A 22083-nucleotide genomic window follows, 5' to 3' on the forward strand; every position below is an offset into this window, starting at 1 on the left:
AGTCAAGACTCCTGTAGTTGCGTTATAACCTAAAACAGTTAGGGTTTCATTTAATTCAATCAACTGCTTGATATCCAAAACCGTATCAATTCCCTTTTCATCTTTGAACGTAATCGTACCCGCTGTTGCATCACTGGTAACGCTGGTAACGGTTTCAAAGGACTTTACTGCTCCTTTGACATCTACGGTAACGGTATTGCCATGTTCATCTTGATAGGTCAATACTCCTGTAGTTGCGTTATAACCTAAAACAGTTAGGGTTTCATATGCTTTGACTAACTCTTGCATATTGATTTCATGTCTATCACCATTTTCATCAATATATTCGAATTTAGTACCATCATAGTATACGTTACCTCCGCTTATTTCAAAAAATTGTTTAATTTCATTTTGCACGTATTCATTTGTAATAATTTCATGAAAATTATTAATCACTATTTTAACCACATCGGAATCTCCAACAATACGCATCCATTTCGTTTTATCCCAATAATAAAACCCAGGTTCAATATCTCCTTGTTTTAGTGTAGCATATACTAACAAGCTTTCCACATTACCATTAACAATTGTTGTTTGATCCGTTGTACTTTCTAATGGGATATTAGGAATAAGCAATCCCTTATCTTTAGATAATAAAGTTAATTCAGCTGATTTATTAGGTATTGTTGTACCAATACCAACCTGTGCATGAATAGCGGAAGCCAAAAGCAACATGGCAATTGACAATAATTTTCTTTTCATATTTATCAATTTATTTTTTTTTACTTACTATTATGAATCTATCAATGTGTCTTACATTTTACTTGGATTTCTATATTAGTAAAAGATTACGAGCTCTTTAAGCACTATAAACAATCCTATATGTTTTTCCACATCATTCACAACTATTCAAACTTAAATAAGAAAAAAGTTAAAAAAAGTATCAAAAAAAACAATAAATAAATAAAAATATCACAATGAAACACAATTTAACTTTCATTGATAAAAAGAAAAAAAACACTTAGATAAAAAGTTACTTTGAAATAAACAGCGATTGAATAAAGCAGGTCCAAGGGGGACTATCGTTCACTTTTTTTTACTCTCAATAGTATAATTTTGTTTAAATTATTTTCACGTACTACTCCTTTTAATGGATTTAATTTTAGTAATGATCGAATAATTCATCTAATTTTCTTAGACTCCTTGAACTACAAAATACACAAGGGTAAAATGAAACACATTTTACCTTTTTTGTTAACATTCTATTTCTCATCCTTATATAAAGTATGATCATTTTTTACGATTTAAGGGAATATCGATGAAGAAATATGACTTTTATTTCATCTATCGTTTCTTGTAAAAAGCCCCCCTCTTTCCCTCCTGAAATTTAGCACAGATCATTTCCATTCTGGTCCAAACTGCTACTATCTCTTGTAAATTAATACCTCCATTATTAACCTCCTTCTAATTAGGCTATCTATATCTATTTCAAAAAAAATAGATCCTATAAAAGGATCTATTCTTCGTCTTATTAAGGTAAAAAAGGATTAAAATGTATTTACTATTGACTTTTTTTCAAATATTCAAAAGGGGTGCATCCTAATACTTGTTTAAAGCTTTTGAAAAAGGAGGTTTTTGAGTGAAATGCACTTTCTAAAAATAAATCATGTACACTTAATTTTTCTTTTGCCTGGTGATATTCTATATACTCTACTACATGTTCTATTCTCAACTTATTGATATACTCGCGAAAATTCATTTGATAAACCACATTAAAATACTGAGCTAGATAATACCGTGATATTTTTGTTTTAGAAGCTAAATCTGTCATTTTAAAATCAGCGTCTAGATAAGCTTTATTCTCAATAATTATATGATAAACTTTGACATTACATCGTTGTAAAACGACATCATTCAATTTAGTTTGTCCATACTTGAGTAGCGTGCTTTCTTGTGCGCTTTCTTGTGCACTTTCTTGTGTACTTTTTTGTCCATCCTTTTCTTTTCTATGCTGTATGTGTTGCCATTCCTCCTCCTTTTCATGTGGTGCTTCCTCTAGTTTCGCAGTCATTAAATCTGGTTTACTTTCCATTTTTTTTCTCAAAAAGGTAAGGTATACATAAAAAAGTAGGAGTAAGAGAAAAGCAGATAATTCAAGATTCTCAGACAAAAAAAAGAAAAATACAAGGAGTAAAATACCCAAACAAATATGCATAATTCTATTCCAATTGCTTTGCTGTTCTTTTCGATCAATGAAACTTTCGCTTTGCTTCATCATTTTTTTGTACAATACAACTCCATAATAAAAAAAGGTTACACTAAATACAAATAGCATACATTCTTTTATATACCCCCATTGATTCATCACTAAAGATAAAAATGATACAAAAATAAAGACATAGGCCATTCGATAGAAATCGCTAAAATAATACACCACATTTACATATTGATTCCCTTTGACTCGAGTAGAAACAATGAGATTTAAAAAAGGACCATAGAACAAAAACAAGAGAATCCAAATTGAAAAATGAAATGCATCTTGTAAAAAAACATCTTCATAGACTAAGAGAATTAGTTGAATGACGACAAAATAGCTAAACCATGTGGTTGTCTTATACGTCATTTTTATTTCTTCAGATAAAATTCGACTAGAAACAGAAACGATTTCATATAAAACAATGGGGACTAATAAAATAAGAAAGAAATTTTGTACGGGCATAATTAACATATTTAAAAAAACAAAAGTGCTTCGTTTCTTATCCTAATCAGATATACCCATTACAATAGCAATGCATTATACTGTAATTTCGCGCTTAAACAAGAAAGCGAATCAACAACTGTTATTTCAGTTCATAAATCAGCTCTTGTAAAAGACAACGTAATCTAACTTAGGATATGGAAAGTATTCAAGTAGCTTTAACTACTGCTTCTAGAATTCTACCGATACAACTAAATCTCATGCACAAACATTACGTTAACGATTCAACTTCATTTAAAAACAAGGCAATGATGCCATTCAGACTAATTGATCTAAAAAAGCTTCAAAAATCAGAGCTAAGCATACTCTAATTGCTGTTTTATGCTCCACAGCAAGATGACTTAAAGACAGTAGTAAATGTCTCCCAATTGACTTTTTTGGCGTGAAGCCTGCCCAAATTTGGGCAAGGCTTCGACCAAAAAACACACAAATACTTGAACGTATATTTTCATCACTTATCGCTTAAAGTGATAAATTGCACATCAATAGCGATGTCCAATACCCAAACTTAATTCATCATAATGTTAAAAATAGTATCAAAAAAATATTATATAATCAAATGAATCTAATGATACACAAATTAACTATCAGCTTTTCCACAGCGCATAGGGTGCTGTTGTATCCTCTAAGTTGTTCAAGGATTATCCTTTGAATTTTCAGCTCAATCTCAACTGCCTTTTTACTAGTGAGTGCCCAAAAGAGGTGAAAGAAGTAGAAAACAAAATAATAATTCACCTATTGTTGTGTCACTTTAATAGTTCAGATGGAGCAAACCCATAAAAGTGTACAAAGGCGCGATAAAAAGACAGCCGTGTATTAAATCCGCACAGTATAGTTAATTCCTCCACTGTAATGTCTTTTTCTTTGATTTGAATGATATGAATGGCATATTCAATTCGCAATCGACTGATATACTTTTTAAAAGTTCGAGCTTCTGATTGTTCAAAATATCGAATTAACGTGCTTTTATCCACATTAAGGAGATTCGCAACTTTGCTCAACGTTAGGGTCGAATCTAAAAACAAGGCTGTATCAATAACTTGAGTAAAAAGTAATCGCTTTAATGCTAATACTTCTATTTCAGTCATTTCGCTTCCAATGTTATCACTAGCAATACAAGCTACTTCAAGTCCTCTTATTTTCGTTTTATCAATGGGACTCTTACAATCATTAACCTCTATTCTACTATTTTGTTTCGAATAAGGAAATTTACATATCCATTCACATGTGAGATCAAATACCAAAACTGTAAGCCCACTCCACAATAATATGATATGACGTTGCCCTACAATCTTCCACAAATTGAAACTACTTTCTACTGGTAGCAGCATATATTTTGTTACAAAAACAAGCCCCCCCACTAGAGATAAAAAAAGAAAAATATAAAAAACATACTCCTTTTCCACTTCCTTTTTTTCTTCTGGTATTTCTTTTTCTTTCATGTTTACTTTTTTCAGTAGTACCCCATATAAATCACCTACTCATTCACATACACTTTAGACAGAAAATTAAAAAAATAGTCACCGAAAACACAAAAAATAAATAAAAAACACCACAAATATTAAATATATAAACATATTGAATTAAAAAAAACACAAGAAAAGAATTGTTTTTTGCTTATAAGCCTCTCTAGCGATTGCTTATATTTGACATGAATAATCAATGAAATACAGTAAATTAGTATTTTTACCTTTATTCTCATGGAAAAAGCAATTCTTTTTATTGAACATATTGAGCGATTTACCTCTCCACTAACCCCTAGTGAGAAAGCGTCTATTCTCTCTTTTTTCTCCTTTGAAACACAGGCTAAGAAAACGTGGATTCAGGAAGCAGGCAAGCCTTGTACTACACTTTGTTTTGTACTTCGCGGTTGTTTGAGAAGTTACTATATCAAGGCAAATGGTATAGAACAAACTGTAGATTTTGCTATTGAACAATGGTGGTTAACCGATTATCTTGCATTTGAAAACCAAACTTCTAGTGATTTTTATATTCAAACCGTTGAGCCAACTGATATACTCCTAATTACTTCAGCTGATTTTAAGGCGCTCATGGTTGCTCATCCGATTATGGAGAAATATTTTAGAATTATATTTCAAAAAGCCTATGGGGCAGCTCAACGTCGATTAAAATTCTTATATGAATATAGCAGAGAGGAATTATACTTTCACTTTGAAGCGCAATTTCCTGCCTTTGTACAGCGTATTCCACAATATTTACTAGCTTCTTATTTAGGGTTTAGTCCCGAATATTTAAGTGAAATTAAGAAGAAGCGTTTTTCTTAAACTGGTTGAAGTTTTTCTTATTGGTAAAGTTCTAGTTTTGACTTTATAAAAAAGTACAAAACAATGTCAAACAGAAAACCTATTTACAGTATAGATCCCAAAGCTTATGATGGGATGCTACAATTAGAGCAATACCTCAATGAATCACAATTAACAGCCACGCATAAGGAACTCATCAAAATTAGAGCTTCCCAATTAAATGGCTGTGGATATTGTTTGGATATTCACACCAAAGATGCAATAAAATATGGTGAATCAGCTAGACGCCTATTCGTATTGGCTGGTTGGAGAGAAACGGAGCTTTTCACCACCGAAGAACAAGTCATCCTTGCCTTAACAGAAGCCGTTACTTTTATTCACGAGGGTGGAATTAGTGATGAACTATATCAACAAGCAGAACATTTATTTGGCACTACATATCTCGCTCAACTCATTATGTGCATGGTCACAATTAATGCCTGGAATAGGATTGGTGTAGCTACACAACTAAAGGCAAAATAAAGCGGTTCAACTGCAGAAAATTCAAAGTAAATCAAACAAAAAAGCTTGAGTGTACACTCAAGCTTTTTTATCATTTAGCCATAGTTATTCTTCTATTAGCTAATCTAGTATTGCATTATAAACCAAAACTGTATTTCACTTTCATTCCCAAGGTAAACATTCTCAACTTATAACGTTCATTTTCAACAGGCAAAACACTGTTAATTTGTTCTTTTTCCTGATACGTCAGAACTGATTTATTCGCTTGACCAGCAGCTCCTAAATCGCAATCACCATAGAAACCTAAATACAGAGCTTGGTTGTTAGACAAGGCGTATTTCACACCTATTTCTCCCAAAACAAAGAAGCCACTGTTTAATTTGAGCTTACTTTCTTGTGTTTTATCCCCTAAATTACCAAAACCTGCGTAAGTTGGATTGTGTAATTCGGCATCCCATTGTTCATAATAACCGCTTGTTCTTATCCCCTCTAAGGTTTGAGTTGATTTTACTTTGCTATAAATTTGATATTTGATTCCAGCAGCGGCATAAAGACGGAGTTTTTCACTTCCTATATTGGGGCCTAAATACTGCATTTTAATTGGAATCGCAAAATAGGTTCCTTTCAATTCTTCTTTGAATTTCGCTATTTCATAGCGAAATTCAAAAGCAGCTCCTTGTCCATCTATAGCAGGACTTGTTCCCTTGTAATCGGCATCCTCTTTTGTCAATTGATACGTTCCTACTTCTAATCCAACACCAAGTGAAAGATGCTGGTTAATTTCATGCAAATACGAAGCCGAAACGCCTAAAGTAGATCCGTTTGATAACGAGATACTCGGTTGTCTTACTCCAGATAATCCTCCTAAAATCGAAACCTCAACTTCTTGTGCTTGGATATAAGTCGACTGTAATCCTGCTAAGATTCCCATAGTCAACCCAATTATTTTTATTGTTTTCATCTTATTTTTTTACTGCAAATTTGATTGACTCTCTTCTTCCATTTAATTCAAAAACAGCCACATACATTCCACCTTGTATCGTTTGAGGTAAATAAATCGCCGTGCGTTCACCTTCCATTGAAAAAGTGTGAACCAACTGTCCGTTTAAATTGAATACTTGAACTGGAATTCCTCTTAGCTGAACCCCTGTAACCTGTACTTCTAACGTTGTTTTCTGACCGAGAACAACAGGGTTAGGATACAATTGAATTACCGCTTTCACTTCAGTCATTTCCTCCATCGGACAAACGTGAATTTCTTCTCCTTCTGCCGTTTTAACAATCGCGTGATATACTGAATTCCTATCTAATATTGCCTTAGCACCTGCTGAATATACTTGTTCTTCCGAAACTAAAGTTCCATTTTTATACCATTGGAATCCTACAAAATGATAACCTCCATTCGTCTGTGGATTCTTGTTAATCAACAAGGTATTATTGAACTTTTTCACTGCAATTTCATCAAAGGCAAATGGTTTTTCAACAACAATTACATAGGTTTCTTTTACTTTTCCATTTTGAGAAACAACCGTAACTGTTTGTTTGTAAATCCCTGGTTTAGGTGTTGCTATAACAAATGTTGCATTTGGAGTAATCGTTGCTCCTTCATCTACAACTATTTTTACTGCTACCTCTGCTCTTTTCTCATCACAGCGCATCAAATGGTAAATTTGGTTCTGAGGGGTTGTATAGTGTTCATCCCCAATCCAGATCTCGTGAATGGTAGCATCGTTGTTTACAATGCGCAACATTCGACTTACAGCAGTTGCTGGATGATAATTTTTATCTCCTGCTTGAGCTACTGTAATGGTGATTTCCCCTACTTTCTTGAGTGTCACCCAACCTGTTGTACTTACCTCAGCAGCGGGTTGAGTTTCCGTGTAAGTGTACGTATACTGTAATGGTAAACCTGAAGTTGTTGTTGCTTGCAATTGGAAATCCTCACTTTCATCTAAAATGATTGTTTCTAGTTCGTCAAAGCGAATTTGTTGAGAAGCCTTTTCGATCTTTAACGTTGCTACTAACTCTCGACTTTGATAATTATTTCCTCCATTTACTCTTGCTTTTACTTCATAACTTCCCACGTCAATTTTTCCATTATTGATATGTTCAACAGTCACGCCCTGAGGGATAGCTCCTGAAACAAAAATGTATTTCGCTGTTCCATCATAAACAAAAGTTTGTCCTTCGAATAAAATTGCATTTATAGGTGCCTTTGTAATTTTAAGCGTCGCTCTTAGTGTGGTATTTTCGTATTGACCACCTCCTTGAATTGACGCAATTACGGTATAAGTTCCAGCTTCTATTTTATCATTCCCTTCATAGGTTACACTTACTCCTTCTGGAAGGTTTTGTATTTCAATTCGCTTCGCTGTTCCATCATAAACAAAAGTTGCATCTTCAAAAACTAAATCTGCCAAAGCATGGCGAATTTGTAGATTTGCCTGTAGGGTTTTATCTTCATAGTTTTCTCCCCCGTGCAATAAAGCGCTAACAGTATAGTTTCCAATTTCTATTTGTGTATTCCCTTCATAGGTTACACTTACTCCTTGAGGGAGTTGACCTGTAACTTCAATAAATTTTGGTGTTCCATCATAGAGAAAAGCTCCATCTCTAAAGGTAATTCCCTCAATAATTGCTTTCGTTATGGACAAGGTTCCTTGGCGATATTGAATTTCGTAATTTGGCGATTCATATCCCATGGGTTCGATACTATACGTTCCTACGTTAACAGCTGGAATTGCAGTTCCTTCATAACGCAATGTTCCTGTCAATACACTTACATTCTCTCCGTAGACAAATCCGTCATAGGTTGCAGTCCAAGCCGTATGTACAACTCCGTTGTATACCTTTGTTTGATTGGTGGCTTGAACGGTTAAAGGTGCCTTAGCGACACGCAAGGTAAAACGCACTTCTTCTGCTGGTAAATACTCACTATTTCCTGCTTGATTCACGCGAATTTCAGTTTCACCTGCTCCTTTTATTACAATTCTTCCTCCTTCTATTACAGCAATAGTAGGGTCGACAACCGTATAATTTAAAGGCAATTGACTAGTTGATTCTCCCGTTTGGAACGGAGCATCACCATATACTTTGTTGACATTCTCTACCGAAATTAGCTGTTCTTTCACCTTAATTGTCGTGAAGCTAATTTTTTGCCAAGTAGAGCAATTTGCAGCTACGCGTACATAAACATCATACGTTACTTCTGGTGATAATCCTTGAATTTGTTGTGTGGCAGTAGCCTGTTCAATTTTTGTTCCTTCTCCTTGTGTAAAGCCTTCTACTCCATATTCTACTTCAAAAACAGTACCCGTCGATTCAATTTGAAGGGTTGCAGTTTCTTCGCCAATATTGTCAATTGACAGTTGAACTGGTGGGCAACGCAGTGTTTCAATATCAATATTCACCTCTATTTCAGCGAATTTAGCTGTATTTTGAACGGAAGTTGCTTTTATTTTTACCACACCATTAGCAAGAGCGGAAACACGACCATTTTGATCGATTGACGCCAATGTTTCTCCTTCAACAATGGTCCAAGTTACTGCTTGATTTGCCTCCGCAGGTATCACACGTGCTTGAAGCTGTAAAGTTCCATTCTCTGTTGTGATTTCAGGAGTTACATTATTTTCCGTTGTAATTTCTACTCCAGTGATCCCCACGGCAGGACGTTGAACATTCAAGGTATAATCTTCTACTTGACCTAAATAATATCCCGTAGGACAAGGTACATTCTCCAAGTGAACCCAAGTAGTTTCTGGGTTGTGATACATACTTACCACACGCATACGCGTAGTACCGATTAAGGCATCTATAGGAACTTGAATCGTTCCAGAAACTTCTCCTCTTTCCCCTCCCGTATTATTAAGAAATCCAACTGTTACGGTTTCATTCTCAGAAAATTCAAAATCATGATTGTAGTCAATATATACCTTCACTAACAACATATCCTGTCCATCTGTTTTTCCTTTCACTGTGATGGGATAAGTTCCCCCTTGCTCAACTGGAAGTACAGTAGAAGTAAAATCTTCATATAAAGGATCTGTAGCCGTAGTGCTTCCACTCGTTTTTGTTGTTGTATCAAACGTAACTTCATAAATTGGCAAGCTACGCGCTGTATCGGAAATTTCAGGTAGACAATAGTCTTCTGGAGTTACAACAGGAGCCAGTTTTAGGCATCGAATAGCTGATCCTTGCTCACGAGGAGCACCTGCACCTGCATTCATGGTGAGGTTACTGTAAAATAAATGCTTGACAAAATCTCGATTGGTTGACGTTGTTTTGCTCCAATAATACCCGCGTAATCCTTCATTATAAACCCCATTACTTCCCCTTGCACCAGCAACTGTTAGGCGCAAATTACTATCGTAAGCCGTTTGAATATTAGTAATATTTTCTGCAGCGATAATAGCCTGCCATTGATCTTGCGTAGGTAAAGTCCATCCTTCACCTAGTGCTTTACACGGATCACAGCCTGCTGTATCCGTTACGTCTTGAGGAATACGAGCTTCCCAAGTATCACTAGCAGCTCCGGCTTGCCACCAAGAAGGATCTGCGCTGTAAAACTTATTGTTATTCACTCCCAATCCACGAGGATTATTCGGTGTTGGTGCCTCCGTAGCTACTGTAGAAGTTCGCTTTTGATGGCCATCATCCCATCGTCCCCATTGAAATAAGTCACCATAAGCCGATGCATCTGTTGCAGCTGTTGCTACTTGCTCACTACCTAAATTTTGTTGTAGCCAAATTGTTCCATCCCCTGCGCGAACCGTTGTATAGGTAACCGTTGATCCATTGTAAGTAAAAGTTACACAACCTGTATCTCCAGGATTCATTCCAGGTTCTTCATTATTGCATCCTGGTTCTACTGTACCATCTGTTATTTGGACAGAATAATCTTCTATTTGACCATATTCGGCATCTGTACAAGCATCAAACTCACCCTCTTCATAAATGTACCAATTATCCTTTATGATTCGCATACGCGTTTTACCTAGTACGGCATCATCTGGTACGCGGATTTCAAACTCCACTTTCACCTCATCTTGTCCTGTAGAAGGCGAAAGTAGTCCACGATATAATTCTGTACGTACATCAAATTGTCCATCATTATTCCAATCAATAAAAGCGCGAATATCGTGTTCAAAATTTCCATTGGTATTTCCTTTTACAGTCAAGGTATAAGTTTGTCCTCGTTGCACATTTGCTGTTAAAGAAGTAAAATCTTCATAAGCTATTGGCGCTACCGTTGGATTGGGCATTATATCTGTTTGATTATTCAAATTAGCAAATTGAACCAAGGTAATAGGTTCTACCCCATATAGTACCCTAACCTCACAATACTCGGCCTCAGTCGTAGGTTCAATCGTATTTTCATATAAAGTAGTCTGGGCTGTTCCATCACTGGTATATCCAATAACGAACAAATCCATATCTCCATCCTGGTCAAAATCAAACCACTTCGCTCTTGATGTACTCAATCCTCTAATCGCGTTGGAATTCTCAACATCTAAAACAAAAGATTGGTTGTTTTGATTCTTGTACAAATTCGTTTTAATATTTGAAGAAGCTGTACTACCAAAAGCAAAAACGTCCAACAGACCATCCTTGTTATAATCCACTAAGGCACAAGATCCCATAATGATTCCTTCAAACTCATAAGGCGCTGGTGTAAAATTACCTTGACCGTCATTCAAATACAACACAAGGCTGTGGGTCATGCTGCCATTCATTCCAGAAAGCAAGACATCTAAGTCTCCATCCCCTTCATAATCGGCCACGCTTATTGAAGAAAAATAAACTGGACCTAATCCAGAATCATGTGCGCGAAAATTCCCATTGCCTTCATTGATGTACAATTGAGTAGAAGGAACGTAGCTTGTACTGAATCCCGTTATCAAAATATCTGGTAATCCATCTCCATTGGCGTCAAAAATTTCAGTTGCGCTGAAATAAGTTCCCAGAAGTTGAATATTCGAATCAAGAAACTCACCATCCGCTTGTTGGAAATAAACTTTAGAGCTATATCCTCCATCCGTTTGCCCATTGACTAATAGATCTGGTAATCCATCACCATTTAAATCCGCAATTTTAATCGAACCATATTGCGCGGGTACAATCGTTGTTATATTTTTCTTCGTAAAGGTATTGTCACCATTATTATAGTAAATCTCAAAAACCTTTTCGTTGGGAAACCCTTCTTCTTTTCTAAATCCAGTAATGGCAAAGTCCATTTTCCCATCCCCATCAATATCCCCGGTTTCAATGGCAGAATACATGATTTGAGAAAAAGAATCAGCTAAAGCTGTAAAATGATTTTGCTCATTGAGATAAACGAACGTATTTCCTGACCCATATCCTTCACCTGTGCCTGAAAACACAAGATCCGGATAAGCATCATTATTCACATTTAGTATAGCCGCATCTCCATAAAACACTCCAGGGAATGTTTGAGCCGTATGGGCACTAAAATGCTGCCCTTGGACTGTAAGGCCTCCAAGTACGCAAAGCCCATAAAGAATAAGTGCTTTTTTAATTGTATAGATACTCATAGTGTTTGATTATGTTGTGATTAATTTGGGTTAACATCAAAATGAAACTGTATTTTCCTTTCGTTAATTCATGCCTAAAACAAAACCTACTGGGCATCCTTTGGGTTGATAAAAGTAAAATTGATTCGGACAAAACAAAGGTTTGAATTCCGATTTTGGGTATAAATGATTCATATAAATAGATAGTTATAATTTTACGAACAAATCTATTTATATTAAATCTAATTAAAAACAACAAGCTTTTATTTGCAAAATTTTCTACTGAATCGTTATAACATCACGGTTATTTATATTAGACTTAGACTAATTAAATATATTAAAGTTTTATTTCGTTAATTTTCAATCAATATAAAAGCGTCTTTCACTAGTTAATACATCTAAAGAGGGCTTACACTTTCTTCAAAAAGTAATATCTTCGTCTATTTACTCCCAAGGAGGATGTATATTTCACAATTTCGTTTGCGTTATGTCTGAAAAAATTCACATTTATTCTATTCAAGAGATGTTGCAGTTATTGGACCACGATTTTCAAGAAAGTGGGCTTTACGTAGACTTTAAACAACAGCTGACAGACCATCCATTACAACACCCCTATCGAACGACAAATTATACAATACTCCTGATTGTTGAAGGAGTAATGGATGTTCAACTTAATTTAACTACCTACAAGTTAGAGCAAAACCAATTGGTTCTAGTACCGCCACAAACTCTTATTTACTTCAAAAACTTTAATGAACAACTGGAATTCATTACCTTGAGTTTTGATAAAAAATTCGCTATCAATCACACGCAAAACGAAAAAAGTGACTTCACTTTGTTGGCTTCCTCTAAAGTACAACATCTATTACTTGATCGTGTACAACTCAACTTTTTGGTCAATCTGTGTGAATTAATTGATCAAAAAAACAAGCAAAAGTCAAGTTTTCCTTATTTCATTGAGGCGATTCACCATCTATTTGCGTTATTCCTATTGGAATTAAAAGCGACTAGTCAGCATAACAATTTCCTTTTACAAGAACATCTTTCGAGAAAGGAACAACTTACCTTATCGTTTTTAGCAACCTTAAAAATCCACTTTAAAAAAGAAAAAAAGGTGCGCTTTTATGCTGATGAACTCTGCGTTTCCGATCGCTATTTAGCAAAAGTGATTAAGGAGGTTACCTCTAAAACGATAGGAGAACTAATTGATCAGGCACTGATTGTAGAAGCCCAGCTTTTATTGGCCAATACAACGCTGACGATTAAGCAAATTGCAGATGAATTACAATTTACTAGTACTTCCTTTTTCGGCAAATTCTTTAAAAGACAGTTAGGTTATGCACCAAGAAACTATAGAAAGCAATTTGGAAAAAAAGAGTTGCTTAAATCACCTTGATTCACTCCTTATTTTCAAAAACGCCTAAAAATGCGTATTTTAGAACAGTTTTAGCTCCAAATAGTTCTTTTTTACGCCACAAATTTGACTCAATTTTGCCCTAGTTCATTTTTAAAGGCGCATTGCCCCCATTAAACGTATATCATGAGTAAGCATTATATTACCTGCAAACATTGTCAAACGGAAAACGTCAATACGGACTATTGTAGCCATTGTGGAAAAATTATCAATATCGTATTGGAACGCCAATTGGAGCAACAACGCATAAAAGAAGAACGCATACAAAAGGAGATTCACCGGGAACCTACAGCTACAGAAAAGGTTTTTTTAAAATTGCGTCATCACTCCAATCCAATCGTGCGAATTCTTTATCTTATAGTCCACACCGTTTGGTTGGTGGTTGCCACAATTGCAGCGGGAATCGCCTATCTTGTTGGAATGATTGCCGCTTAATGAGAATGCCCCAAACAACAAAAAAATAGAGATGAGAAAGGTATTATTTTTTATTGCTTTAGGTATAGCCGCTACCATCTATCTTTTACAACAATTACAATGGCCCATTCCTCAATGGATCAACAATTATGTCAATGATTTTCTTATCCTTCCTTTGGTGCTGAGCATTTGCTTAGTTGTCGTTAGAAAATTAAAAGGAGATGCTACCCTACAACTATCACTGCCCTTAATCCTTGCTGTGACCCTATTCTATTGCATTTATTTCGAATGGTATTTACCCCAACACCATCCTCGTTATACAGGAGATTGGATGGATTGCTTGCTTTATTTTTTAGGTTCATTTCTTTTCTACCTCTTTCATAAAAAAAACAAAATAACCAAATATTAACCATAAAAATAAAGATATCCTATTTTTTATTCTAAATTAGTTTCATATAAAACCTTTTTATCATAACATACTTATAGCATGAAACTAAAACATCTATATTTTCACCATCCTTCAAATTTAGAAACCAACGAATCAGTTATACAAGAATTTGAGGCAAAAGAAATTCCCATGCAAAAACTTCAAGAGGCATTAGGGAGAACACATCGATATATTATCCCTTCGCAAGCACGAGAAACATCTCTTTCTTTGGGAATTGAAGCTGCCAAAGGAGTATTATGTCAGTCAAATATTTCAATAGAAGACATTGACCTTATCATTTTCGTGTCCTCTACTCCTGAACATCAAGTTCCCTGCGATGCGATTTTTATTCATCGAGCGCTTCAAGGAAAACCCAATACAATGTGTTATGATTTAAATGCAAATTGTATTGGCGCCTTTATTGCTGTAGATCAATCAGTTCGATACTTAGCAACCAACTCTAATACCCAAAAAGCACTCATTGTTTGTGCTGAAAAACTATCGCGTATTGTAGATGACAACAACCCCGTAACTGCCTTCTGCTTTTCGGATACAGCCTTTGCGCTAATTCTAGAAAAGGACGATACAACCTCTGGATTATTAGCTGTAGAATATCATACTGATAGTCAATGTAGTGATACCATTCTATTTCCCCCACAAGGTTATTCTTGTTCTATTCCTGGAGACGTTATGGCTTGGGATACAACGTTTGATGGAAGTGGTAGTATTCATTTTGTCACGCATAAATTAGAACACTTTTTAGCACAACATCAGCTTACCCTAGATGATATCAGCTTATTTCTCTTCTCTCAATTCTCCTATAAAAATGCGAAAATGATTAAGGACTACTATCAATTAGCCGATGAAAAAACACCGTTTTACTCTCATGTATTTGGTTATACGGGGTCCTCAAGTCCTTTTCTCGTTCTTCACCATTTTCAAGAAACAGTTCGCCCAATCAAACAAGGGGAATACATTCTCATTTGGACTTTGGGTGCAGGATATCAAACAGGGTTAATGCTCTGGAAATATTAACCCTTCCTATATCACATTTAGTATAGTAAACAGCAATCTTTTTCTGATTGCTGTTATCATGTTCCCTACTTTTTCTTTGATCTGAAAAAAGGAAAAGTAGCATTACTATTTTTAAAAATACCAAAAACTAAGTTTAGTAACTTTTGGTCAACTTCACTCCTTTACAATTGACATTAAATCAACCATAAATTATCTTACTTATTTTTCCAATATTAAAAAATAAGTAAATATTAACATAATTAAAATATAAAAAAATAATTTTAATCTTAAATTCGTTCCATACTATTTTTTTATTATCAACAAAACCCCTTATAGTATGAAACTAAAACACATGTATTTTCACCATCCTTCAAAACTAGAAAACAACGAAGCGGTGATAGAAAAATTCGAAAACCAAGGTGTTTCAATGAAGAAAATTCAAGAAGCATTAGGAAGAACCAACCGTTATGTAGTACCGGGTGATTCCCCCGAAACCTCTCTTTCCTTGGGGATTGATGCCGCAAAAGGAGTATTAAAAGAAAGCCATACTTCGATGCAGGAAATTGACATCATTGCCTTTGTAACTTGTACACCAGAACATCAAATTCCAAATGATTCAATTTTCATTCACCAAGCCTTACAAGGCAAACCCGAGACGATGTGTTATGACATCAACGCCAATTGCATCGGTGCCTTACTTGCTTTAGATCAGGTAGCCCAGTATCTAAACAACAGTAAAACCGCACAAAAAGCCTTGGTTATCTGCGCTGAAAAAATGTCGAGTATACTCGATCAAGAAAATCCGGTAACGGCTTTCTGTTTTTCTGATTCAGCCTTTGCTTTTATCGTGGAAAAAGACAATACCTCAGCGGGATTAATCGATGTTCATTATCACACTGATAGCAGTTTTTGCAATACCGTACTCTTTCCACCTAAAGGGCATTCTTGTTTTGCTTCAGGAGAATTAACAATGTGGGATACTTCCTTTGACGGAAGTGGCAGTGTGGAATATGCAACCAATAAAATTGAAGATTTCTTGCGTCGCAATAAACTTACCACAGAAGATATCAGTTTGTTTTTATTTTCTCAATTGTCTTTAAAAAATATTGAGATTATCAAAAAACACTTTGGATTACCTGATCACAAAGTTCCTTTTTACTCCAAAGAAATAGGGTACTCCGGATCCTCTAGTCCACTTGTTGCCTTAGATCAACATCAGCAAATCGTAAAACCCATGCAAGAAGGTGAATATGCCTTGATTTGGACCTTGGGTGCGGGATATCAAGCGGGATTAATGCTATGGAGGTTTTAACACCTAAAGTATAGAATAACCACTACCTTAAAAACCGATAGCTTCGCTATCGGTTTTTTTTGTTCTCTTCTTATCAAAAGTTTATTTTTTTTAAAAAAAAGTGAACAAAAGCAGCTGCTTTTCTATTTTTCCTTCTTCAGTCAATCTTTTATTCCCACTTCTATTGATTGTGAATTTTATTTCAAATCCCTAATAAAATAACATAATAAGCAAAAACAGTTTGTTTTACATTGCTTAATATACAATTAAATTTTATAATTATTTTCACATTTATTTAATATTAAATTTGTTTTATAATTATTTTTCAATTTATTTTGATACACAATTCACAATAAAACTACATTTAATAACCGTGTTTTACACTTAAAATCAATCTTAACAGATTAATAGTATAAAACTTAGCCGACCCTTTTAACACTAATTCCCTAGTGTATTAACAACCCAAATTCTTTAGATTTAATCTTCGCTAATTTCCCCTTTATTTTCCATTTACTATTTATTCTAAAAACTGCAACACCAACAAACTTTAATCAAGTTAAACTATTCACCTTATGAGAAAAACAACGCGATGGCCCCTCCTTAGGGTCTTGGGGTTTCTTATGCTGATTACCCTGTGGTCTTTTGGAATAAAGGCACAAACAGCAAATCATCCTGTACTTACTTGGGATCAAGAAGTTGGATGTATCAAATATGACGATCAAGGCGAAAGAGACTACTACAACTTCATTGAACAAGTACAAGCGGGATTCTGTTTGCGTGTTTGCGAAGGAAGTACGGTCAACTATAACTTTTCGGCCAATAATGTTGCACAAGTACAATGGCAAATTACAGGAGGACAAGTGCAAAGTAGCAATAATTCTGGGGCATCAATACACTGGGGAAGTGCCGGTAATGGAAGTATAACCTTGAATATTACTTATACAGATAATACAGTTGAAGTACTAACCCTTTGTGTTGAAAAGATTATCAGTCCTAAAGCTTATTTTGAAATTGATGGTGTAGACCGTCATCAAAGAGAATTCTGTACCTTTTTACCCATTTCCTTTAAGAACCTATCGAGTACCAACGGAGGTTCTGATCTCGTAAACTACCTATGGGATTTTGGTGATGGAACTACTTCAAGTACATTTGAACCTACACATACCTATGACCAACCGGGTCATTATATCATCACTTTACAAGTAACCAACAGTTGTAATTGTAGCTCTACCTTCGAATGGGACCTAGAAATTAGACCCGCGAAAGAATTTGAGATTTCATGTCCAAGCGTTGTCTGTCAAGGCAGTACGGCTACATATAGTGTCAATGATGGTTGTGGTGGTGATTGGGAAGTCATTGGTGGACATATCATTGCACATCAAGGTACTTCCATTGAAGTGGTTTGGGATCAAGTAGACCCTAGCGATGGTTTCGGATACGTGAGTTACCGTTCCAATTGTTACTGTCCTGCTTGGACGACTGTAAAGGTTCCTGTTATTCTAGAGCATGGAAGAATAAAAGGACCAGATATGATTTGTGAAGGAGATCAAGGGCGTTACGCTCTTCCTCAATGGCCTGCAACAGAATTTGATTGGATGATCAATGGAGCTCCTTACCATCCAATGTTAGTGCATACAGACCAACGCAATGAAATTATTATTGATGGATTAACACCAGGTACGTATCACCTTCAGGTAACTTACCGCAATACACTTATTGATGACGGTAAATGTATGGGTAAATCTGATTTCCAATTTACCGTTGTTGAGCGTCCAAAAATTAGCACTGGAGATGAATTGACGAATTGTCAACATACTCCGATGACCTTCTATAACGACAGTGGATCTTCTACCTATTGGCAAGTGCAATTAGGAGGTACTGTTGTCTATAGTTTCAATGGGCCTTCTATGAGTTATAACTTCCCTACTGCAGGTACACACGTGATTACGGCTAGCAACAATGGCTGTAAATCCGATCCTATCACAGTAGAGATTGTACAAACACCGGTTCTTACAGGAACTATTTCTGGTCCGAATAAAGTGTGTTTAAACACCCCTTATACGTATACCTTAAGTGAAGATGAAATCGGATTTGTCTATATGTGGAGTGTGACCAACGGACAAGTTATCGGAGACAACACAGGAACAGAAGCTGATGTTATGTTCACCGGACCAAATGCGGTGGTACGCGTGGTAAAACAAGCGGTAAAAAATGGAAAAATCTGTAGTTCTTTACCTGCTCAATATAACGTGAGTGAGATTGTAATCAATCCAACGATTCAAAACAACAGCGGCCAAACTACATTTTGTCCAAGTAGCACGGCAAACTTCACCTTAAATTTAGGCGGCGTTGTTCCAGACCTAATTGAGTGGAGTATCGTAAGCAGTACTGGAGCTACTAATTTCGGAAGTATTATCGAAGGAATTAACAGTGCAAATGTAAAAGTTGGATTCAACGAGATCAGCAGTTCTGCTTCCGGTTTATTGAAAGTAGCAGTTACGAAATGTGGCAAAACCGTTCAGAAAACGTATCCAATCCAACTACTTGTAAAACCTGTAATTACAATTGGAACTATCGCTCCTATTTGCAGCAATCAAGGCAATGTAGTCGTACCGATTTCCATCACGCCTGCCTTACCTTCCTCTGCTCAAATCAAATTTTTCATTGATGGCGTAGCGCAGGGAACGGTTAACTATTCTGGAGGTACGAGCATTACCATTCCGAATAATTTTACCAACCAATCGAACAACAACATTTCTCGTAGTTTAACCCTACAATTGAGCATTTGTAACTATACGAGTTCAACATCGACCAATGTTTCCGTTTATCCTCAAACCGAATTGCATATTTCGCCTCAGTACAGCTATGTTGTTTGTCCGACCAATTACAACGGTATCAATATTAGCTCAACGGTATCTACAGGCGTAACGGCTTCTATGGTATTCAAATGGTATAAAACGACTAGTTCTACTCCAATTCCAGGATTTAATGGTCCAAATCTTACGATTTCGGGTCCAAATCCAGGTGGAACCTATTATTTAGAGGTAATTGATCGCAACGGTTGTTTAGTTAAATCCGATTACATTTACGTAACCGAAAGCTGTGGCGGTGGCACGAGCCCAGGTGGATGTACAATTACACCTGATCCGAATGCATCGATGTCTGCCAATTGGTCATCTTGTGATGAAATTACAGCCTCAATCAATGTGGGTTATGCCCCTACTTCGATCACTTGGTCAGGTAGTACGCATCTAACCTTGGTTCCAGGTACGCAGAACACACCAATAGGAAAATTCACAACAACGATTCCTGGTGCACATACTGTAACTGTTTTATTAAACTATTCCAACTGTGTCATCGTGAAAACGTTTACTGTAAAGAAACACTATCAGCCTAAATTAGCTACGGAAATTACATGTAATGGCGATGGTACTTACAAAGTAATATTGCGCAATAATTCGCTAACCTATGACATTGATCCGAATACGCTTCATTTTGGTTATAGCGGCCCAGGTGTTCCACCACTTGCTTCCGGAAATAGTTATACGCTAAACAGTGTATCACCAGGTACACACAATTATACCTTGACCATTACGTCTCCAGGTTTACCTAGTTGTAGTATTATGCTTCCTGTAACCTTGGCGACAGAACCAAGCCCTAACTTTACCTTGTCTCCCTTGAATTATTGTTCAGATGATACCATCTTGTTGACAATACCAAATTACAACGCAAGTAATACGTATGAATGGGTATTTAGCGGTACTTCTTTTATAGCAAGTAGTGCTACAACATCGATTCAACTTCCTCCAGGATTGAATCAACCGATTAAGTTGAGAATTACAACACCATATGGTTGTACCTATGAAACAACGACAGCCAACGCGCCTAAGGTGAATATTAAGACAGCTACATTTAGCAGTATCACAGTTAATCCACCAGTAGCGAATTACTGTCTAGGAAATGCTCAACCACTAACCGTTTCTGCTTCTCCAATGCCTGCGAATGTCATTTGGATGGAAGGCAATCAACAAGTAGGAAGTGGTACATCCTTCCTTCCTTCGAAAAGTGGTAGCTATTGGCCTGTTTTGATCAACCAAGATGGTTGTAAAAACAACTCCATGGCAACAAGTCCTAAAAACTATCTCCTACGCAAACCACCATACGCTAGTATTAGTGGCAATACCTCAGTATGTTTTGGAGAAACAACCACATTAACAGGAATTACCATGGACGATACAGCAGAGCACCGTTGGACAGGTCCTTCACTTCCTGCAAATTACGGCAATTGGGTAAGTGGAAATTCGAATAAAGTTCTTACTGTTGGAAACAATCTAGCTCCAGGTACGTATTCGTATACCTTCTTTACCCGTGCAGCAAATGACACTTCTTGTGCTAATAGCTTTACCATGACGATTGTTGTACACCCACCTGTACCAACGCCATCCATTTCATTCCATGTGGATAATTGTGACCCTTATATAATACGATTAATAGCGAATGGACCGTCAACAGGTACGTATACGTGGAGTAATGGTATGCAAGGGCAATCCATTCAAGTAACACATGGCGGTGCTTATAGTGTTACCTATACAGAAACAACAGGATGTAGTGCAACAGGATATATCCAAGCACCACATAATCCTCAACGAGCAATGTGGGTCGTTCCTGCAGGTTGTTACACAGTTTGTCAGCCTTCTTACCTCATCGGACCATTAGGTATGTACGATCATTACCGATGGGAAGTGAATAATGCGACAACGCAAAGTGGTAGCTATGCGATACCTTCACAACAAATTGTAACAACAGGTACGTACCAATTATTTATCGATCAACAAGGATGTACATACGAGAGCAATAGACCGATGATTCAATTTGATCCTAAACGATGTCCACAAAAACCATGTCGTTTTAAAGCAAATTATGAATTGGGTAATACCATCCCAGGTGGTTTTGAGTATCATATGTTTATCGACAATCCAACTGGTAGTCCAATAACTGTGAGTTTAAGCAGTTTCTATGGGTATGGAACGTTCGTACCAGATGTGGTTGTACTTAACCCTGGATCGAACTCTTTCCCAGTAGAATTCCATGTAAATGGTACCTACTTCCCTGGTGCTCATGACTTCTTTATTATCGGTGGACCAGATTGTGCAACGATACTAGAAGCTCAGTTGAGAGATACACATTGGAGAATGCTCAATCAACCTGCCTCTATTGCACTTTCACCGAATCCAACAACGGATTATACGGTGGTTACCTATCAATTGGGTACAGCTTATGAGCAAGCGCAAAGTATTGCAGTTTATGATCTAACAGGTGTACAACACCATAAACAAAAAATAAGTGGCAAAGAAGGGGAAGTTTCTCTTTCTGTGCAACACCTCGCTCGCGGAACCTATCTCATCGTTCTCGAAGCAGATGGCAAACGCATCGTCACAGAAAAATTAATCAAAAAGTAAAAACTTTTAGAGTGCTAAGGATTATCCTTAGC

Annotated in this window: 13 protein-coding genes; 8 read left to right on the forward strand and 5 right to left on the reverse strand. The window is 36.2% G+C overall.

Annotation, left to right across the window (positions count from 1 at the left end):
- From HX004_RS16010 to HX004_RS16020, 3 genes are all read right to left on the reverse strand, one after another.
- Positions 1-741 (reverse strand): phage tail-like protein (locus HX004_RS16010; protein ID WP_502888487.1); only part of this gene is annotated, 741 nt, incomplete at its 3' end.
- Between the two features lie 799 nt (positions 742-1540).
- Positions 1541-2698, reverse strand: coding sequence for a helix-turn-helix domain-containing protein (locus HX004_RS16015; protein ID WP_286443680.1), 1158 nt, complete (start codon positions 2696-2698; stop codon positions 1541-1543).
- Between the two features lie 785 nt (positions 2699-3483).
- Positions 3484-4179: a helix-turn-helix domain-containing protein gene (locus HX004_RS16020; RefSeq protein ID WP_286443681.1), complete on the reverse strand. Its 696-nt coding sequence runs from the start codon at positions 4177-4179 to the stop codon at positions 3484-3486.
- 258 nt (positions 4180-4437) lie between these two features.
- Here HX004_RS16020 and HX004_RS16025 point away from each other — a divergent pair, with 258 nt between their 5' ends.
- Together HX004_RS16025 and HX004_RS16030 are read left to right on the forward strand one after the other, a co-directional pair.
- Entirely contained in the window at positions 4438-5022 is a 585-nt protein-coding gene (locus HX004_RS16025; RefSeq protein WP_286443683.1) for a Crp/Fnr family transcriptional regulator, read from the forward strand.
- A 63-nt stretch (positions 5023-5085) separates the two neighbouring features.
- The gene (locus tag HX004_RS16030) at positions 5086-5523 is read left to right on the forward strand and encodes a carboxymuconolactone decarboxylase family protein (RefSeq protein ID WP_286443685.1); all 438 of its coding nucleotides are present in this window, start codon (positions 5086-5088) and stop codon (positions 5521-5523) included.
- Between the two features lie 115 nt (positions 5524-5638).
- On the opposite strand, the gene HX004_RS16035 is transcribed toward HX004_RS16030, so the two are convergent.
- Both HX004_RS16035 and HX004_RS16040 read right to left on the reverse strand, forming a co-directional pair.
- Positions 5639-6463 (reverse strand): hypothetical protein, encoded by an 825-nt coding sequence (locus tag HX004_RS16035; protein WP_286443687.1) that lies wholly within the window; start codon positions 6461-6463, stop codon positions 5639-5641.
- Position 6464: 1 nt separating this feature from the next.
- Positions 6465-12053 (reverse strand): FG-GAP-like repeat-containing protein, encoded by a 5589-nt coding sequence (locus HX004_RS16040; RefSeq protein WP_286443689.1) that lies wholly within the window; start codon positions 12051-12053, stop codon positions 6465-6467.
- Between the two features lie 466 nt (positions 12054-12519).
- Between HX004_RS16040 and HX004_RS16045 the strand changes: the two genes are divergently transcribed.
- The 6 genes from HX004_RS16045 (at position 12520) to HX004_RS16070 (ending at position 22051) form a co-directional block, all read left to right on the forward strand.
- Complete coding sequence (locus tag HX004_RS16045) at positions 12520-13428, forward strand: AraC family transcriptional regulator (protein WP_286443691.1); 909 nt, start codon at positions 12520-12522, stop codon at positions 13426-13428.
- 144 nt (positions 13429-13572) lie between these two features.
- Positions 13573-13881, forward strand: coding sequence for a hypothetical protein (locus tag HX004_RS16050; protein WP_286443692.1), 309 nt, complete (start codon positions 13573-13575; stop codon positions 13879-13881).
- Between the two features lie 31 nt (positions 13882-13912).
- Positions 13913-14269: a hypothetical protein gene (locus tag HX004_RS16055; protein WP_286443693.1), complete on the forward strand. Its 357-nt coding sequence runs from the start codon at positions 13913-13915 to the stop codon at positions 14267-14269.
- A gap of 78 nt (positions 14270-14347) precedes the next feature.
- Positions 14348-15322: a 3-oxoacyl-[acyl-carrier-protein] synthase III C-terminal domain-containing protein gene (locus tag HX004_RS16060; RefSeq protein WP_286443694.1), complete on the forward strand. Its 975-nt coding sequence runs from the start codon at positions 14348-14350 to the stop codon at positions 15320-15322.
- A gap of 316 nt (positions 15323-15638) precedes the next feature.
- Positions 15639-16613, forward strand: coding sequence for a 3-oxoacyl-[acyl-carrier-protein] synthase III C-terminal domain-containing protein (locus HX004_RS16065; RefSeq protein WP_286443695.1), 975 nt, complete (start codon positions 15639-15641; stop codon positions 16611-16613).
- A gap of 551 nt (positions 16614-17164) precedes the next feature.
- Entirely contained in the window at positions 17165-22051 is a 4887-nt protein-coding gene (locus tag HX004_RS16070) for a PKD domain-containing protein (protein ID WP_286443696.1), read from the forward strand.
- Positions 22052-22083: the final 32 nt, after the last annotated feature.

This window comes from Myroides sp. 1354, from assembly GCF_030324495.1.
In the GTDB taxonomy this organism is placed as follows: domain Bacteria; phylum Bacteroidota; class Bacteroidia; order Flavobacteriales; family Flavobacteriaceae; genus Flavobacterium.

Coding starts and splice junctions, on each gene's coding strand:
- HX004_RS16030 (WP_286443685.1), top strand. CDS start 5,086: ATGTCAAACAGAAAACCTATTTACAGTATAGATCCCAAAGCTTATGAT.
- HX004_RS16065 (WP_286443695.1), top strand. CDS start 15,639: ATGAAACTAAAACACATGTATTTTCACCATCCTTCAAAACTAGAAAAC.
- HX004_RS16055 (WP_286443693.1), top strand. CDS start 13,913: ATGAGAAAGGTATTATTTTTTATTGCTTTAGGTATAGCCGCTACCATC.
- HX004_RS16015 (WP_286443680.1), bottom strand. CDS start 2,698: ATGCCCGTACAAAATTTCTTTCTTATTTTATTAGTCCCCATTGTTTTA.
- HX004_RS16045 (WP_286443691.1), top strand. CDS start 12,520: ATGTCTGAAAAAATTCACATTTATTCTATTCAAGAGATGTTGCAGTTA.
- HX004_RS16070 (WP_286443696.1), top strand. CDS start 17,165: ATGAGAAAAACAACGCGATGGCCCCTCCTTAGGGTCTTGGGGTTTCTT.
- HX004_RS16040 (WP_286443689.1), bottom strand. CDS start 12,053: ATGAGTATCTATACAATTAAAAAAGCACTTATTCTTTATGGGCTTTGC.
- HX004_RS16020 (WP_286443681.1), bottom strand. CDS start 4,179: ATGAAAGAAAAAGAAATACCAGAAGAAAAAAAGGAAGTGGAAAAGGAG.
- HX004_RS16050 (WP_286443692.1), top strand. CDS start 13,573: ATGAGTAAGCATTATATTACCTGCAAACATTGTCAAACGGAAAACGTC.
- HX004_RS16060 (WP_286443694.1), top strand. CDS start 14,348: ATGAAACTAAAACATCTATATTTTCACCATCCTTCAAATTTAGAAACC.
- HX004_RS16035 (WP_286443687.1), bottom strand. CDS start 6,463: ATGAAAACAATAAAAATAATTGGGTTGACTATGGGAATCTTAGCAGGA.
- HX004_RS16025 (WP_286443683.1), top strand. CDS start 4,438: ATGGAAAAAGCAATTCTTTTTATTGAACATATTGAGCGATTTACCTCT.